The following is a 15,183-nucleotide window of genomic DNA, read 5'->3' as shown; positions in this document are numbered from 1 at the left end:
CTCTCCTGTGCTCAGTAGCCGAGGTAGGCGCGTCGCACCGACTCGTCGTGCGCCAATCCGGCGGCGGGGCGTTGGGCGACGACTCGACCCGCGTCCACGAGGACCGCGGACGTGCCGATCTCGAGGGCGAGGTGCGCGTTCTGTTCGACCACGAGGATCGTGGTCTCGGTCTCCTGGCTGATCCGGCCGAGCGCACGGAAAACCTCCTGCGTGATGCGCGGGGCCAGGCCGAGGGACGGCTCGTCGAGCAGCAGCAGACGCGGCCCGGCCACCAGCGCGCGGGCGATCGCGAGCATCTGCTGTTCACCGCCGCTGAGCCCGCCCGCCTGCTGGTTGCGTCGCTCGCGCAATCGCGGGAAGAAGTCGTACCAGTGCTCGACGGCCCGGTCGGTGATCGCGGCCGACGTCGTGAATCCCCCGACGCGAAGGTTCTCCTCCACTGTCAGGGTGCCGAAGGTGCCGCGGCCCTGCGGAACATGGGCCACACCGAGCCGGGCGATCCGGTCGGTACGCATGCCGGTGATGTCGCGGCCGTCGAGCCTGATGCACCCGCTGGTGCGGACCATCTGGCAGATCGACCGGAGGATGGTGGTCTTGCCTGCGCCGTTCGCGCCGAGTACCACGGTCACCTCCCCCGCCGGTACCCGGAAGTCGATGCCGTGCAGCACTTCCGCGTGGCCGTATCTTGCATGCAGATTTTCGACGGTGAGCAGATTCATGCCGCACCGCCCAGGTACGCCTCGATGACCTCGGGGTGGGCAGCAACCTCTGCCGGTTCGCCTTCGGTGACCTTCTGACCGAAGTTCAGCACCACCACCCGGTCCGAGATCGACATCACCATGGCCATGTGGTGCTCAACGAGCAGCACCGAGAATCCTCGCTCGTCGCGCAACCGGCGGACCGTGTCGGCGAGTTCGAGGACCTCCTCGTGGATCAGTCCGTTCGCCGGTTCGTCGAGCATCAGCAGGCGAGGTCGTTGCATCAGTGCCCGTGCGAGCTCGACCCGTTTGAGGGTGCCGTAGGGCAGGTTGCCTGCCGGTTCGCGGCCGACGTGCGCGAGATTCATCGACTCGAGCAGAGCCCAGGCCTCGTCCCGTTCGCGTGCCTCCTCCCTGCGGGTGCGCAGAAGTCCGAGCGCGGTGGCGAGGAAACCCGCCCGGGTGCGCGAGTAGGCCCCGGTGAGGATGTTGTCGAGCACCGAGATCGTCGGGAACAAGCCGATGTTCTGGAAGGTGCGCGCGATCCCGGCGTCGGCGACCCCGTCCGCCGACAGAGCGAGCAGGTCGGTGCCGCCGAACGTGATCTGGCCCGAATCCGGTTCGTAGAGTCTGCTGATGCAGTTGAACAGGGTGGTCTTCCCGGCGCCGTTCGGGCCGATCAGCCCGACGATCTGTCCGGGCTCGATCGTGAACGACGGTCCGTCGAGGGCGACGACTCCTCCGAACCGCAACCGGACGTCGCTGACCTTCAGCGTCGGCACCTCCGGTGGCCGGGCGGTCATCGGTCGGCGCTGCGCGTCACCACAGCGTCGTAGTGCCAGCTGCCGTCGCGGAACGTCATCGGTGCCATCGACGTGATCGCGTACGGGTAGTCCGCGCTCGTGTCGAACGTGACGCCGTCGATGGACAGGTCGGTGGTGACCGCGTGCAGATTCCGGACAGAATCGAGCAGATCGGCGCGGGTGCATCCCTTCATCTGTTCGAGTGCGGCGACCAGCAGCTGAGCCGTGTTGTGGCCGGTCGCGGCGATGGTGTCGGAGGACTTGAACGCACCGGCGTGCCGACCGGCGAATGCGCGCCATTCCTGCACCCCCGGCACCTGGTCGTGGTCGGTGCTGCTGACGTCGTAGATCCAGTAGAACGAGTGCACGCCCTCGGCGGCGTCGAGGCCCGCCGGTGCGAGGACGAAGTTGGTGTCGGTGGCGCCGGAGTAGATGTACGTCTCCGGCTTCCAGCTCAACTCGTGGGCCTTCTTCAGAGACTGCGTCACGAAGCCGGCAGTGGCGAAGTTGACGAACACGTCGGCTCCGGAGCTCGCGAGGTTGACCACCTGCGAGTCCACGGACGGTGTGGTCTGTTCGTACGACTGCTCGGCGACGATCTGTGTGCCGCTGCCGTCGAGGGCGGACTTCAGGGCGTCGAGACTGCCGTTGCCCAGACTGTCGTTCGAGTACAACACGGCGACCTTGCCTTGCGGGTGGTCGCGGAGGATCTGTTTCGCCCGCTCCGCGACCTCCCAGCCGGTCTGCGGGTTCACCGCGCCGGCGACCACGGGCCGTTCGTCGAGGGTGGTGAGCAGTTCGTCGGTGCCGGTCATGGGGAACACCAGCGGGACGTTCTTCTGGGTGAGGTAGTCGACGACCGCGAGGGTCGAGGCGGTGCCGATCAGGTTCTGGATCGCGAAGACCTGTTGCTGTTCGACCAGCGATCGGACGTTGCCGACCGTGCGCGCCGGATCGTATCCGTCGTCGAGTGCGGTGTAGACGATCTTGCGGGACTTGCCATCGCCCATCGCGACGCCGCCGGCGGCGTTGATCTCATCGAACAGGGCGGATGCCGCGGTCGCTTGGGGTCCGGCGATCGACTGGACCAGGCTGGTGCCGAAATGGATCTCGGTGTCGGTGATGCCGGGGTCACAGCCACCTGCGGCGGTCGCGGTGTCACCTCGGCCAGAACATGCGGTCAGGGCCGCGGCGGCGCACAGGGCGGTCAGGCCCGCGGCGAGGGTACGTTTCATGGTTGCTCCGTTGAGGGGAAGGCACAGGGACGGAAGACGTTCCAGCTGGCTTGTTTTCGGCAGCGCGCGACGGGCGGCGACGAGAATCGTCGCCGCCCTGCGCGGTGTGTGGGACTAGACCGTGGTGCGGGAGAACCGTTCGCGTAGATCGCGTTTGAGGATCTTCCCGGTGACGTTCCGAGGCAGGGTGTCGACGAACTCGACCCGGCGGGGCACCTGGAATCCGCCGAGCTGTTCCCGGCAGGAGGTGATGATGTCGTCCGCGGTTGCGGTAACGCCGTCACGGAGAACGACGACCGCACAGACCAGTTCGCCCCAGGTGTCGTCCTCGACGCCGATCGCCGCGGCCTCGGCGACCGCGGGGTGACGGTAGAGGGCTTGCTCGACGGACAGCGAGGCGACGTTCTCGCCGCCGCTGATGATCAGGTCCTTCTTCCGGTCGACGATGTAGACGAAGCCCTCCTCGTCGCGTCGGACCAGGTCGCCGGTGTGGAACCAGCCGTCGGTGAACGCGGCCGCGGTCGCGTCCGGATCCTGCCAGTAGCCGGTCATCACCTGGTCGCCGCGAACCACCATCTCCCCCACCTGACCGGTGGGCACGTCGCGCATGGCATCGTCGACGATGCGGATGTCGACCAGGCGCATGGGTTTGCCTGCGGCCGCCAGCAATTCGCTCTCACCACGGGCGGCGCGCCGATGCGCGTCGTAGTCGAGGTGGAGCACGTTGCCTGCGAGTTCCGTCATTCCCATGCCCTGATAGAAGTCGCAGCGGAGACGTTCGAGTCCCTGCCGCAGCACTTGCGCCGGGATCGCCGACGATCCGTACCCGATCGCCTGCAGGGTACTGAGATCGTGGTCGGCAAGGGCGGGATCCTGGAGCAGGAAGTTGATCATCGTGGGTGCCAGCCCGGTCTGCGTGACCTGCCATTGCTCCACCAGACGCAGGAACGTCGCGTTGTCGTAGGCGCGGACGATGCCGACGGTGCTCCCCATCAGATGGTTGAGCAACGTCACGTACCCGCCGACATGGCACAGCGGGAAACAGAACAGGAACACCGTGTCCTCCGGCAGAGCCCACTGCAGCGCCGAGGACGTGATCCCGCTGACCAGGTTGCGGTGGCTGATCATCACGCCCTTCGGCGTGCCGGTCGTGCCGGACGTGTAGACCAGCCACGCGACGTCGTCCGGCGCCGGCCGCACCGACGGTGCCTGCGCGGGTCCGACGCCCACGAAATCGTCCCAGCCGACGGTCCCCGGGGCGGCCCCGATCGAGACGACCGTGTGCACCGACGGGATCGAACCGCGGATCTGCTCGATTGCGCCGGCGAACTCTTCGGCCACGATCAGCACGGTGGCACCGGAATGCTCGATCAACGCCGCGATTTGGTCGGGATGCAGCCGGAAGTTGAGGATGGTCAGGGCCATCCCGGCCATCGGCACACCGTAGTAGCAGTCGAAGTACTCGGTGCAATTGGTGGACAGGATCGCGACCCGGTCCCCCGGCGCGGCGACACCGAGCAGTGCGCCCGCGAGCCGTCGGCTGCGATCACGCAGCTCGGCGTAGGTCACCGCGTCGTCCTCGAATCGCAGTGCGATCCGATCGGGATGCTTGCGCGCGCCGTACTCGACGATGTCGCTGACCAGCATTCAGTTTCTCCTTGGAACGGATGAGGTGGCGGTGGACTCGGTGCTCATCGGATCGCGAGCGGGTTGATCGGCGACCCCACCCCGCGGGTGAACTGGAGCGGTGGTCCGGCATAGAAGAAGTCGTACACGCCGTCGGCGGCGCAGGCGGCGGACAGCTCCTCGAAGTCGAGCAACTCGGCAAGGGTCATGCCCATGTCGCGGATCAACACCATGTGAAGCTCGAACAACGCCCCCGGATTCTCGCCGGGCATCACCTCGACCGCCCAGTTGTCCGAGCCCACCACCGCGACGTCGCGCTCCCGCAGCCACGTGGCACACGACAGACTCAACCCCGGCTCACCGGCCATGAACCCCGCCGGGTCGTGGTCGGCGAGAAACTTTGCGCGCCAACCGGTGCGGATCAGCACGATGTCTCCCGGGCCCACCTCGACGTTCTGCGCGGCAGCGACGGCGTCGAGTTCGTCCGGAGTGATCGCCGTCCCGGCCTCGAGCCACTCCACACCGCGCGCCCTTGCTACGTCGAGCAGCACGCCGCGACCGGCGATCCCCTTCGCCTGAGTGTGGATCCCGCACTTGTCGGCGCCCTTGACGGTGACCCCCGTACCCGGATGACCGTTGTACAACTGATCGTCGTAGTGCACATGGGACAGGGAGTCGTACTGCGAGCCCGCCTGCAGCGGCATGAAGACGTAGTCGTCGGCCCATTTGAAGCCGCCGGGAAGCACCTGCTCCTGGCCGTTCTCGGCCATCAGCCTGATCGGGTTGATCCGATTGCCTCCCGGCTGGGGCCCGTCCCCGTCGAGCGGAATGCCCAGTTCGAAGATCGTGCCGGTCCGAATCAGCGCAGCGGCAGCTGCCACACGCTCGGGCGTGATGAGATTCGTGGTTCCACGCTCGTCGTCGGCACCCCAACGACCCCAGTTGCTCAACCGCCGGCCCAGTTCTCGCATGTCGGATATGGACGTCGTCATCCTGCCTCCTCGGGCAATCGAACAAAGTATGACGTGACAGTCATGTCAACTTTGTGAATTGTGACCCGCGGCACCCCCGGTGTCAATACCGGGCATGCGAGAGGTCGGAAGAGGCGCTCGCGGGATGACGAGCGGTCCTCAGTCGACTCCGCCCGGCAGGTGACGTTGCAATAGTGCCGCTGCCGAGGTCCAGTCCAGTTCCAGAACCTCGCCGGCTCGTCCGTCGCCGACGCACCCTCGAACCTTGGCTTCGAAATCCGCGGCGGACGCGGGCCTGCGCGGATGCCCCTCAGGAACCGCGACCACGGCCTCGAGATGTGATCCGTCGGCGAGTTCGACGACTACCGCACAGTCTCCATCGAGCACCCCCTCCCCTACGGGCTCAGCCACCAGGCTGACACGGTCGAGAATGCTCCGAACTTCCCGTCGGCGCACGGCAGCGTCGGTGAAGCTGTCGATGCCGGGGAATCCGTCCAGCAACGCGGCGGCGATACCGTAGTTCAGCGAGAACTTGCCCTCCAGGCCCGAAGCCGGATAGTCGTGAATCAATGGAAGAACAGCGCTGTGTGGAGTGCGCAGACGTATGCGGTCGATGCCGTCAACCGGTAGCCTGCCGAGCGACCGGATCGCCCCGATCGGACGTTGAAGCGCGTAGCAACACGGGTGAAGCTTCAGCCCGAGACCATCCGGAACGATAGGACCTTCGATCTGCGGGATGCTCCGCCCGCCGACCAGCCGAAACCATTCGCCGACGGCCCGGGGGTCGGCAGTCGCTCCGGCGGCGGCGAGCCTCGCCGCACGCACACCGGCCTGGGCAGCAAAGCCGACCTGTATCGGCTTACCCGCGGTGCCGAAGGCTTGACGGACGCCACCCGCCCCGGGGACGGCATGCGCCATCGCAGTTGCAATACGGTCCGAATCGAGCCCGAGCGACAGTCCTGCCGCGACAGCCGCCGAGATGGCACCGACCGTCGCGGTGGTGTGCCATCCCTGTGTGTAGTGGTTCCAACCGAGCGCTGTACCGAGACGCGCCATCACACCCGCTGCCGCCAGATACTCCCGGCAGCCGCCGCCCGCCGCCAACGTGGCGGGCACGCAGACCACACTGATGTGTGTCGTGGAAGGAATGTGCAGATCGTCGAAATCGAGCACATGTCCGACCGACGCCCACCGAAGGGCAGCCGGCAAACCGTCCGTCCACGCAGCCACCGGATCATCCAGTGCGGCAATGGTCACCGCAACAGTATCGACGAGAGCACGCCGACCGAGTTCGAGATCTGCGGACCCCGGCTCGATACCGGACGCCCATTGCGCGAGATCGTGCGCGCTGACTTTGGCTGATTCGTGCGGCGCAACCGCCATGGCCCACTCCTTTTCCCACCAGAGCACCCCTTGCGCCCTGAATCAATTCGGCACACCATATCGCTCAACGGCACACGCGACAAGAACTCATTCCCGAGCACCGAGCATTCACCGCCGGATCGACCGCAGGTCAGTTTTGATGATTGGCAACATATTTCGACTGTCGATCAGCACTCTCCACCCCAGCGAACCTGGCGCACCGACCTTGACACTGTGTGATCCAAGGCACGATACTTCAGGCGACACAACGTGCCGTTCAACGGCACACTCGATGTCACTCCGCTACGCGCTCGGACCCCACTCGCCGAAGTAACGCCCCTGCCGAAGTCCGCGAGGCCGGTGGTCGGCACATCGAACTCGCGCCGAAAGGACATTCATCGAGCGATCTGCAATCGAGATCCAAATGAACCACGAGCAACACCATTCGCAGAAAGACACTTCGCACATGAAAATGGAAACATCCGATAAATCGGCCATCTTGAACCCGCGACGACAACTGATCGCCGGTACCATCGGGCACTCGGTCGAGTTTTTCGATTTCCTCGCGTACTCGTACCTCGCGGTCTACTTCGCGTCTTCGTTCTTCCCCTCCTCCGAGTCCTCGGGACTGGTACCGCTCTTGAGCGCCTTCGGTGTTTTCGCCGTCGGGTTCCTCGCACGTCCACTCGCGGGACTCTTCATCGGACAGTTCGCAGATCGGTACGGCCGTCGCCGTGCCTTGAGTCTCACGATCAGCCTCATGGCCGGTGGCAGCCTGCTGGTCGCCGTCTGTCCCGCATACAGCCAGATCGGAGTTGCCGCGCCCATAATTCTCACCGTTGCCCGCATTTTGCAGGGCTTGTCCGCCGGCGGCGAGTACACGACCGCGGGTGCCTTCATCGTCGAATCCGCCCCCGCCGGGCGGCGTGGCTTCTACTCGAGTTTCATGTTCGTCGCGTCGGGCATAGGGAAACTGACATGTCTGGCTTTCATCACTTCGTTCGTCGCACTGATCGGTGAAGATGCGATGCGCGATTACGGTTGGCGAATCCCCTTCGCCGTCGGCGCCCTTGCCGCCCTCGTCGCCTGGTACATCCGCCGCGGAACGCAGGAAACACTCGAAACTGCCGTCTCCGACGAAGGCACGTCACCGGTTGATCGCAATCCACTCAATGCACTGCAGCGTTACCCCAAACAGTCCCTCATCGTGTTTGCAATCGCAACCGGAATGGGAGTTGGACAATACTTTTGGGCCACGTACCTGACTACATATTTCCAGATCCAGAACGGCGCCTCGGCCACCACCGCGATGACGGTCGGCATCGTCACGCTCGTTCTCTACACAATCGCGCAGCCGGTAGCCGGGTTGATCTCCGATAGATACGGGCGTAAACCATGCATGTACGCATTCGGCATCGGCACGGTGATTGCGACCCCCTTTCTGCTGTCGATCACGAGTTCGAACTTCGGGGTGCTGATATTCATTCAGCTCGTCGGGCTCCTGTTGTTGAGCTTCTGCACTTCGATCACGTCTGCCGTGATGGTCGAAAACTTCCCACCGCACGTACGAGTGAGCGGTCTGGGCTTTCCCTACTCACTCTCGGTGGCAATCTTCGGCGGAACGGTGCCGCTCGTGGCGACAAGCCTGGCCAATGCCGGTTACTCCCAGTATTTTCCGTGGTACATCGTGGCCACTGCGGTCATCACGCTTCTGGGCGCCATATCCGTACCGGAGACGTTCCGCAGCGATATTTCGGGAGAAGAATCCTGATCGACATTCGCCGCCGCCAATTTTGATTCGCCCCTTCTCGGGTCCGCCTCGGGACCCGAGAAGGGGCGAGCCGACTCGCCTACCATCTGTCCAGTGTCGTCCGGTAGGTGTAGCGCTCCGGCAAGAAGTAGGTAATCGCCAGCTCGACTGCCCGGTCATCGGAGTCGAGATACAAGCGATCGGCGCGCAACAGCCCATGACCGATGGGGCAGCCCAGGTGCTGGGCGATCTCCTCGGGCGCCGTAGCCACCGTGATCGACTGCACGAGTTCGACGACGGGAGTCACGAGGTGGGGTTCGAGAACACCGATGATCGTGCGTACCCCGATCGTGCCGAGCTCCGATTCAGCTTCGCTCGGGAGGTGCACCCCAAGATCCGGCAGATGGACAATCGTCATCGCGAACACGGTGCCCGCGTCGCGCCGTACATACGCCAGGGTGGAAACGAAGTCGCTGTCGAGGCGTAAACGGCCTGCGGCTTCGATATCGGCCCTACGTCGCAGAGGTGCAACGATTTCCGTAGTGGTATCGGAGGGAAGGTTGGTCAGGTCTTCGATCGCCCCCAGCCGTCGGAGGCGCGAAGTCCCCTGCTCGGAGACGAACGTCCCCTTTCCCGGAACACGATAGACAAGACCTTCCGCGACGAGATCGTGGAATGCTCGCCGCACCGTCTGCCGACTCAGTCCGTACCCTTCGGCAAGCTCGAACTCGGTGGGAAGTCGACGGCCGTCCCTGAAGTGACCCGCGGCGATCTGCTCGCGCAGCGCGTTCGACAACCGCCGATGCGCGGGCGCTGTTTCGTAGCCAGGGTCATCCATGAGCCCACATCGATCCATTCCCGTCGCCCTTCGGCGTCGCCCAGTGCACGCGACGCGCTGTCCGTCGCACGCCGATCCATTGGGATCGTCCGGACATCATGGTAGATAGAATCGGCACATCATGCCAGTCAACGGCACACAAATGCAGCTTACCTAGAAGGCGGGGGTTGACCAACTGGGCGTCAGTACGGCATTCTTTTCGATATCGGAACACTGTGCCATTGAGAGGCACGGATGAAGGGTTGAAGCCACATGACTGCTGTAGTTGACGACGTCGGATCGTCAGGAGCCGCTTATCTCACCGAAGAACGGCTCGCGATCCAGGCGATGGCGCGGGAGTTCGCAGCCAAGGAAGTGCTGCCCGTCGCGAATGAACTCGATCCGGTCAAGGGCGAGATTCCGTTGGACCTGCGCCAGAAAATGGCCGACCTCGGATTCTTCGGCGTCCTCATTCCCGAGGAGTACGGCGGGCTCGGCCTCGGAGTCTTCGAGTACGCGCTGATCGTCGAGGAACTGGCCCGCGCGTGGATGAGCGTGTCGAGCCTGATCGCTCGCGGACAGCAATTCACCGCGGGGTTCACTACGGATCAACGCCGAAAGTACCTGCCGCAGATGGCAACGGGCGAGTTCCTCAGCGCCTTTGCCCTCTCCGAGCCCGATGCGGGCTCCGATGTGGCGGCGCTGTCCACTCGCGCACGCAAGGACGGCGGCGGGTGGCGAATCAGCGGCCAGAAGATGTGGTGCACGTTCGCCGACGGAGCCGACTACCTCCAGGTGTTCGCCCGCACGACACCGATCGACCGCGACCACCGATCGCGGGGTATCAGCTGCTTCATCATGCCCAAACCCCGCGGCGAGCTACCCGAAGGAGTGACGGGGACACCCGTACGCAAGATCGGATATCACGGATGGAAGACCTGGGAACTGTCCTTCGACAACGCCTGGGCTGCGGGTGACGCCATGATCGGCCCCGAAGGTGAAGGCTTCAAGGTCGCCATGGGCGATCTGGAGACAGCCCGGATACACACCGCCGCCCGCGCGATCGGTGTGGCGCGTGGGGCGCTCGAGGACTCCGTCGCGTATGCGCGGCAACGCGTCCAATTCGGCCGCGCCATCGGTGACAACCAGGCCATTCGGTTCAAGATCGCACACATGGCGACCGAGGTGGAGGCGGCCAGATCGCTGATGTACCGGGTGTGCACCGAGGTCGACGCGGGCCGGCGAAATTCCGTGGAGGCATCGATGGCCAAGTACGTCGCGACCGAGATGGCCGAACGAGTGACCAGCGAGGCCCTGCAGATTCACGGCGGTGCCGGATACACCACCGATTTCGCAGTCGAACGGTACTGGCGGGACGCGAAGCTGACCAAGATCTTCGAGGGAACCTCGGAAATCCAGCTGAAGATCATCTCGGACGCGATCCTCGGAAGGCAGGCACGATGAGATTACCTGCCGGCGGGCCGCTGAACGATGTCGTGGTGATCGACCTGACCACCATCCTCGCTGGGCCGTTCGCCACCATGGTCCTGGCAGATCTGGGTGCCGACGTGATCAAGATCGAACCTCCTCGTGGTGACTTCATCCGAGACCAGGGTCCGTTCGCACCGGATGACGAATTGCGCGCGTTCGGTGGGTATTTCCAGAGCGTCAATCGCAACAAGCGCAGCGTCGTTCTCGACCTCACCACCGAGACGGGACGCGCCTCGCTGCTCGAACTGGTCGCGAACGCCGATGTCGTCGTGGAGAACTTCCGGCACGGAGTCATGGACCGACTCGGACTGTCGTACGAGCGCCTTCGGGAGCAGAATCCACATCTGGTGTACGCCGCGATCCGCGGCTTCGGGGACGAACGCACCGGTAGCAGCCCGATGCAGGACTGGCCGGCATACGACATCACGGTCCAGGCTCTCAGCGGCTTGATGGAAATCACCGGCGAGCCCGACCGCTCCCCGATCAAGACCGGTCCAGGTTTCGGTGACACGGTGCCGGCACTCTTCGCGGTGATCGGCCTGCTGTCGGCCGTGCACCGTGCTCGCCGCGACGGAGTCGGCGGCTTCGTCGACGTCTCGATGTACGACGCCATGCTGGCAATGTGCGAGCGCACGGTGTACCAGCACTCCTACAACGGCGACGTGCCGACCCGGCAAGGAAACAGCCATCCCCTGCTCTGCCCGTTCGATGCGGTGCCCGCGGCGGATGGGTGGGTCAGCATCGCCGCGCCCGGCGACAATCACTGGCGGCAACTCTGTGCGGCAATCGGGCGCCCCGAATTGGCGACGGACGAACGCACAAGGGACAACGTCAGCCGACTGGCCAATCGTGACTTCACCATGTCAGCGGTGACCGCGTGGACAACCACCCGGACCAAGGTCGAGATCGTCGAAACACTCGGCGGCAAGGTACCGGTCGCACCGGTCAATACTGTCGAGGACATCTTTGCGGATCCCCACGTGCATGGCCGCAACATGTTGGTCGACGTCGATCATCCCGGCGTATCCCACCCGCTGACGATCGCCAACACTCCGATCAAGTTCGCAGATTCACCCCCGACCCACATCCGGCGAGCGCCGCTACTCGGCGAACACACCGATGAAGTGCTTGCCCAGTTCGACATCACCACAGCTGCCATTCAGCTCGAAGAAACAAAATAGGGAGATCTCATGTCCAGAACACAACGACCGCGGCGGTCCTGTCTCGCGGTTCCCGGCTCGAGCCCGAAGATGATCGAGAAGGCCAAGGGACTCGACTCCGACCAGGTCTTCCTCGACCTCGAGGATGCCTGCGCACCACTCGCGAAGCCCGGCGCCCGCAAGTCCATCGTCGCGGCACTCAACGAAGGCGGCTGGGGATCGAAGATCCGCGTCGTGCGGGTCAACGATCTCACCACCCACTGGACGTATCGCGACGTGGTCGAGGTCGTCGAGGGTGCCGGCGAGAATCTCGACTGCATCATGCTGCCGAAGGTGCAGTCCGCGGCCCAGATCGCCTGGCTCGACTTCACTCTGACCCAGATCGAGAAGACCATGGGTTTCGAGGTCGGCCGAATCGGAATCGAGGCGCAGATCGAGGACGCCGCCGGATTGATCAACGTCGACGAGATAGCGGCAGCGTCCCCGCGTACCGAAACGATCATCTTCGGCCCCGGAGACTTCATGGCGAGCATCAACATGAAGTCGCTCGTCATCGGCGAGCAGCCGCCGGGCTATGAGGTCGGTGACGCATTCCACTACCCACTGATGCGTATCCTGATGGCCGCCCGAGCGAACGGGCTGCAGGCAATCGACGGACCGTACGTGCAGGTCCGTAACGTCGAGGGCTTCCGTCGGGTGGCCGGACAGGCCGCCGCACTCGGCTACGACGGCAAATGGGTGCTGCATCCGGCCCAGATCGAAGCCGCCAACGAAACCTTCAGTCCTGCCCAGGCCGACTACGACCACGCCGAGAACATCCTCGCCGCATACGAGTGGTTCGCCTCCGACCGTGGCGGCCGCAAGGGCGCCGTCATGCTCGGCGACGAGATGATCGACGAGGCGTCCCGCAAGATGGCGTTGGTCATCGCGGGCCAGGGCCGCGCCGCCGGAATGGAACGGCTCGACGTGTGGACGCCGGAGACCGAAACTGTCGAGAGCGGTGTGTAAGACGATGACCACCACAGAAAAAGAAAAGAACATGCAGTTCGGTCGGTTCTTCGAGGAATTCGAAGTCGGCGCAATCTACAGGCATTGGCCAGGCAAGACCGTCACCGAATACGACGATCACCTGTTCTGCCTGCTGACGATGAACCATCACCCGTTGCACATCAACTCCCACTTCGCGGAGGAAACAACAGAATTCGGCCGCAACGTAGTCGTGGGCAATTACGTCTACTCGCTGCTGCTCGGAATGTCGGTGCAGGACGTGTCCGGCAAGGCGATCGCCAACCTCGAAATCGAATCGTTGCGACACGTCAAACCGACGTTCCACGGTGACACCATCTATGGCGAAACCGAGGTCCTGGAGGTCACTCCGTCGAAGTCCAAGGACGACCGGGGCGTCGTGTACGTCGAGACCCGCGGATACAAGCAGGACGGGCAGATCGTCTGCATCTTCCGGCGCAAGGTTCTCGTACCCAAGCGAAGCTACGGCGACACGCACGGCGGCGACCAACCGGCTCGACCACTGCCACACGTGTAGTCACCGCCGGCGAGCCCGAATTCCACCAAGGGCCCCGATGAGATCTACTGGGGTGGATGGGTTTTACTCCAGTTACGGACCTGGGGCTCGCCGGACCGTCGATGTCGCTCCGTCCCGATCCCCCGGTCCGAGGGAGCTTGACAGAGATCATCGAAACCACGGATGCTGAAACATAACGAAACACTGTGCCGAATATCGGCACGATTACGGTGTGACCGCTCACACGGGTGCACCACGCGGAGAGGGAAGCACAATGCGAGAGCGCTACGAGGCGTTCGTCGGCGGACATGACGAACGCACTAAGGGTGGGCAATACTTTTCCACCCGTGACCCTGCCACAGGCGACGTCATCGCCGAAGTCGCGCTCGGCGGGGCGGAGGACATCGAGGATGCAGTTGCCGTAGCGCACAGCGCCTTCGGTTCGTGGCGTGACACACCGGCCGCCACTCGCGGTCGCGTACTCCTCGAGGTCGCCCGCACACTGCGGGAACACGCGGACGAGCTGGCCCGAATCGAAACGCTGGACACGGGTCAGACACTGTCGCAGTCGAAGGTCGACATCGAGACCGCTGCACGGTACTTCGAATACTACGGCGGTGCGGCCGACAAGGTACACGGCGAGACGATTCCGCTGGGGCCCGACTATCTCTCGTATACCCGTAATGAACCGTTCGGCGTGATCGGTGTCGTCACGCCGTGGAACGCGCCGATCAATCAGGCTGCCCGGGCCATCGCACCCGCTTTGGCGATGGGCAACGTCGTGGTCCTCAAACCTGCCGAGGACACTCCGCTGTCGGCACTCGAGATGAGCCGCCTCGCCGTCGAGGCGGGACTGCCCCCGGGGGTTCTCAACGTCGTCCCCGGGTTCGGCGCCGATGCGGGAGCTGCGCTGACCGGTCACAACATGGTCCGGAAGATCGTCTTCACCGGCTCGGTGGAGACCGGCCGGGCGATCATGCGGGCGGCCGCCCAACGACTGATTCCTCTGACTCTCGAGTTGGGCGGCAAGTCTCCCAACATCGTCTTCGACGACGCCGATCTCGACGCGGCCGCCGCCGGCGCCTGGACGGCGTTCACAACCAAGGCGGGTCAGGTTTGCTCGGCCGGCAGTCGGCTGCTGGTGCATTCCTCGGTGCACGACGAATTGATCGACAGGCTCGTCCAGCACGCCGAAACCACGGTCATCGCACCGGGGATCGAGGACCCTGACATCGGATCCCTGGCCACGCGAGGGCAGTTCGACAAGGTCCGCTCATATCTCGAGCTCGGACCTCGTGAGGGCGCACGTGTTGCTGCCGGCGGAAACGTTGCCGACACCGGCCGGCTGAGCCGCGGGTTGTTCATCGAGCCGACCATCTTCGTCGACGTCGACAACACCATGCGCATCGCGCGCGAGGAGATCTTCGGCCCGGTGCTGACCGTGCTCCGATTCGATTCCGACGAGGAGGCGATCGAGATCGCCAACGACAGCGACTACGGCCTCGTCGCGGGGGTCTGGACTCGCGATCACAGCCGGGCCCATCGCGTCGCCGGTGCCGTCGAGGCGGGACAGGTCTTCATCAACCAGTACTTCGCCGGTGGTGTCGAAACCCCGTTCGGCGGCTACAAGTCGAGCGGTTTCGGCAGAGAAAAAGGCTTCGAAGCGCTCAAGCACTATTGCCAGCTCAAGACGGTGACCGCCCGCCTGTGACGGTGCCCGGCGCCTGGCCTCGGGAAGGACGTTCGTT

General features: G+C 64.4%; 13 protein-coding genes. 6 read left to right on the top strand and 7 right to left on the bottom strand.

Translation table 11 applies throughout. From position 1 onward, the window contains the following. Positions 1-11: 11 nt before the first annotated feature. The 6 genes from JWS13_RS42675 to JWS13_RS42650 all read right to left on the bottom strand — a co-directional run bounded on the left by JWS13_RS42675 (position 12) and on the right by JWS13_RS42650 (position 6,716). Positions 12-719, bottom strand: a complete 708-nt coding sequence (locus JWS13_RS42675) for an ABC transporter ATP-binding protein (protein ID WP_206011099.1) — start codon at positions 717-719, stop codon at positions 12-14. Continuing rightward, a complete protein-coding gene (locus JWS13_RS42670; protein ID WP_206011098.1) occupies positions 716-1,501 on the bottom strand; it encodes an ABC transporter ATP-binding protein in 786 nt (261 codons plus the stop codon). The genes JWS13_RS42675 and JWS13_RS42670 overlap by 4 nt, the downstream gene beginning before the upstream one ends. Next, entirely contained in the window at positions 1,498-2,736 is a 1,239-nt protein-coding gene (locus JWS13_RS42665; RefSeq protein WP_206011097.1) for an ABC transporter substrate-binding protein, read from the bottom strand. Before JWS13_RS42665 ends, JWS13_RS42670 begins: the two co-directional genes overlap by 4 nt. Positions 2,737-2,850: 114 nt before the next feature. Then, positions 2,851-4,383 carry a long-chain-fatty-acid--CoA ligase gene (locus tag JWS13_RS42660; protein ID WP_206011096.1) on the bottom strand — a complete coding sequence of 511 codons (1,533 nt, stop codon included), beginning with the start codon at positions 4,381-4,383 and terminating at the stop codon, positions 2,851-2,853. A gap of 44 nt (positions 4,384-4,427) precedes the next feature. Beyond that, positions 4,428-5,354, bottom strand: coding sequence for a cyclase family protein (locus tag JWS13_RS42655; RefSeq protein ID WP_206011095.1), 927 nt, complete (start codon positions 5,352-5,354; stop codon positions 4,428-4,430). A gap of 138 nt (positions 5,355-5,492) precedes the next feature. Further along, the gene (locus JWS13_RS42650; RefSeq protein WP_206011094.1) at positions 5,493-6,716 is read right to left on the bottom strand and encodes an MmgE/PrpD family protein; all 1,224 of its coding nucleotides are present in this window, start codon (positions 6,714-6,716) and stop codon (positions 5,493-5,495) included. Between the two features lie 445 nt (positions 6,717-7,161). Here JWS13_RS42650 and JWS13_RS42645 point away from each other — a divergent pair, with 445 nt between their 5' ends. Next, complete coding sequence (locus JWS13_RS42645; RefSeq protein WP_206011093.1) at positions 7,162-8,466, top strand: MFS transporter; 1,305 nt, start codon at positions 7,162-7,164, stop codon at positions 8,464-8,466. Positions 8,467-8,545: 79 nt separating this feature from the next. Here JWS13_RS42645 and JWS13_RS42640 read toward each other — a convergent pair whose 3' ends face one another. After that, positions 8,546-9,283, bottom strand: coding sequence for a GntR family transcriptional regulator (locus JWS13_RS42640; RefSeq protein ID WP_206011092.1), 738 nt, complete (start codon positions 9,281-9,283; stop codon positions 8,546-8,548). A gap of 252 nt (positions 9,284-9,535) precedes the next feature. On the opposite strand from JWS13_RS42640, the gene JWS13_RS42635 reads away from it, so the two are divergent. From JWS13_RS42635 to JWS13_RS42615, 5 genes are all read left to right on the top strand, one after another. Further along, positions 9,536-10,726 (top strand): acyl-CoA dehydrogenase family protein, encoded by a 1,191-nt coding sequence (locus tag JWS13_RS42635; RefSeq protein WP_206011091.1) that lies wholly within the window; start codon positions 9,536-9,538, stop codon positions 10,724-10,726. Then, positions 10,723-11,934, top strand: a complete 1,212-nt coding sequence (locus tag JWS13_RS42630) for a CaiB/BaiF CoA transferase family protein (RefSeq protein WP_206011090.1) — start codon at positions 10,723-10,725, stop codon at positions 11,932-11,934. The genes JWS13_RS42635 and JWS13_RS42630 overlap by 4 nt, the downstream gene beginning before the upstream one ends. Positions 11,935-11,943: 9 nt before the next feature. Then, positions 11,944-12,921, top strand: coding sequence for an HpcH/HpaI aldolase/citrate lyase family protein (locus JWS13_RS42625; RefSeq protein ID WP_206011089.1), 978 nt, complete (start codon positions 11,944-11,946; stop codon positions 12,919-12,921). Between the two features lie 4 nt (positions 12,922-12,925). After that, complete coding sequence (locus tag JWS13_RS42620; RefSeq protein WP_206011088.1) at positions 12,926-13,456, top strand: MaoC family dehydratase; 531 nt, start codon at positions 12,926-12,928, stop codon at positions 13,454-13,456. 253 nt (positions 13,457-13,709) lie between these two features. After that, positions 13,710-15,146 (top strand): aldehyde dehydrogenase family protein, encoded by a 1,437-nt coding sequence (locus JWS13_RS42615; protein WP_206011087.1) that lies wholly within the window; start codon positions 13,710-13,712, stop codon positions 15,144-15,146. Positions 15,147-15,183: the final 37 nt, after the last annotated feature.

This window comes from Rhodococcus pseudokoreensis, assembly GCF_017068395.1.
GTDB classification, from domain to species: Bacteria; Actinomycetota; Actinomycetes; order Mycobacteriales; family Mycobacteriaceae; genus Rhodococcus_F; species Rhodococcus_F pseudokoreensis.
This window is presented reverse-complemented; position numbering and strand designations above follow the sequence as displayed.

Excerpts from the sequence above, each read along its gene's own strand:
- JWS13_RS42675 (WP_206011099.1), bottom strand. The coding sequence starts at position 719 with ATGAATCTGCTCACCGTCGAAAATCTGCATGCAAGATACGGCCACGCG.
- JWS13_RS42670 (WP_206011098.1), bottom strand. The coding sequence starts at position 1,501 with ATGACCGCCCGGCCACCGGAGGTGCCGACGCTGAAGGTCAGCGACGTC.
- JWS13_RS42665 (WP_206011097.1), bottom strand. The coding sequence starts at position 2,736 with ATGAAACGTACCCTCGCCGCGGGCCTGACCGCCCTGTGCGCCGCCGCG.
- JWS13_RS42660 (WP_206011096.1), bottom strand. The coding sequence starts at position 4,383 with ATGCTGGTCAGCGACATCGTCGAGTACGGCGCGCGCAAGCATCCCGAT.
- JWS13_RS42655 (WP_206011095.1), bottom strand. The coding sequence starts at position 5,354 with ATGACGACGTCCATATCCGACATGCGAGAACTGGGCCGGCGGTTGAGC.
- JWS13_RS42650 (WP_206011094.1), bottom strand. The coding sequence starts at position 6,716 with ATGGCGGTTGCGCCGCACGAATCAGCCAAAGTCAGCGCGCACGATCTC.
- JWS13_RS42645 (WP_206011093.1), top strand. The coding sequence starts at position 7,162 with ATGAAAATGGAAACATCCGATAAATCGGCCATCTTGAACCCGCGACGA.
- JWS13_RS42640 (WP_206011092.1), bottom strand. The coding sequence starts at position 9,283 with ATGGATGACCCTGGCTACGAAACAGCGCCCGCGCATCGGCGGTTGTCG.
- JWS13_RS42635 (WP_206011091.1), top strand. The coding sequence starts at position 9,536 with ATGACTGCTGTAGTTGACGACGTCGGATCGTCAGGAGCCGCTTATCTC.
- JWS13_RS42630 (WP_206011090.1), top strand. The coding sequence starts at position 10,723 with ATGAGATTACCTGCCGGCGGGCCGCTGAACGATGTCGTGGTGATCGAC.
- JWS13_RS42625 (WP_206011089.1), top strand. The coding sequence starts at position 11,944 with ATGTCCAGAACACAACGACCGCGGCGGTCCTGTCTCGCGGTTCCCGGC.
- JWS13_RS42620 (WP_206011088.1), top strand. The coding sequence starts at position 12,926 with ATGACCACCACAGAAAAAGAAAAGAACATGCAGTTCGGTCGGTTCTTC.
- JWS13_RS42615 (WP_206011087.1), top strand. The coding sequence starts at position 13,710 with ATGCGAGAGCGCTACGAGGCGTTCGTCGGCGGACATGACGAACGCACT.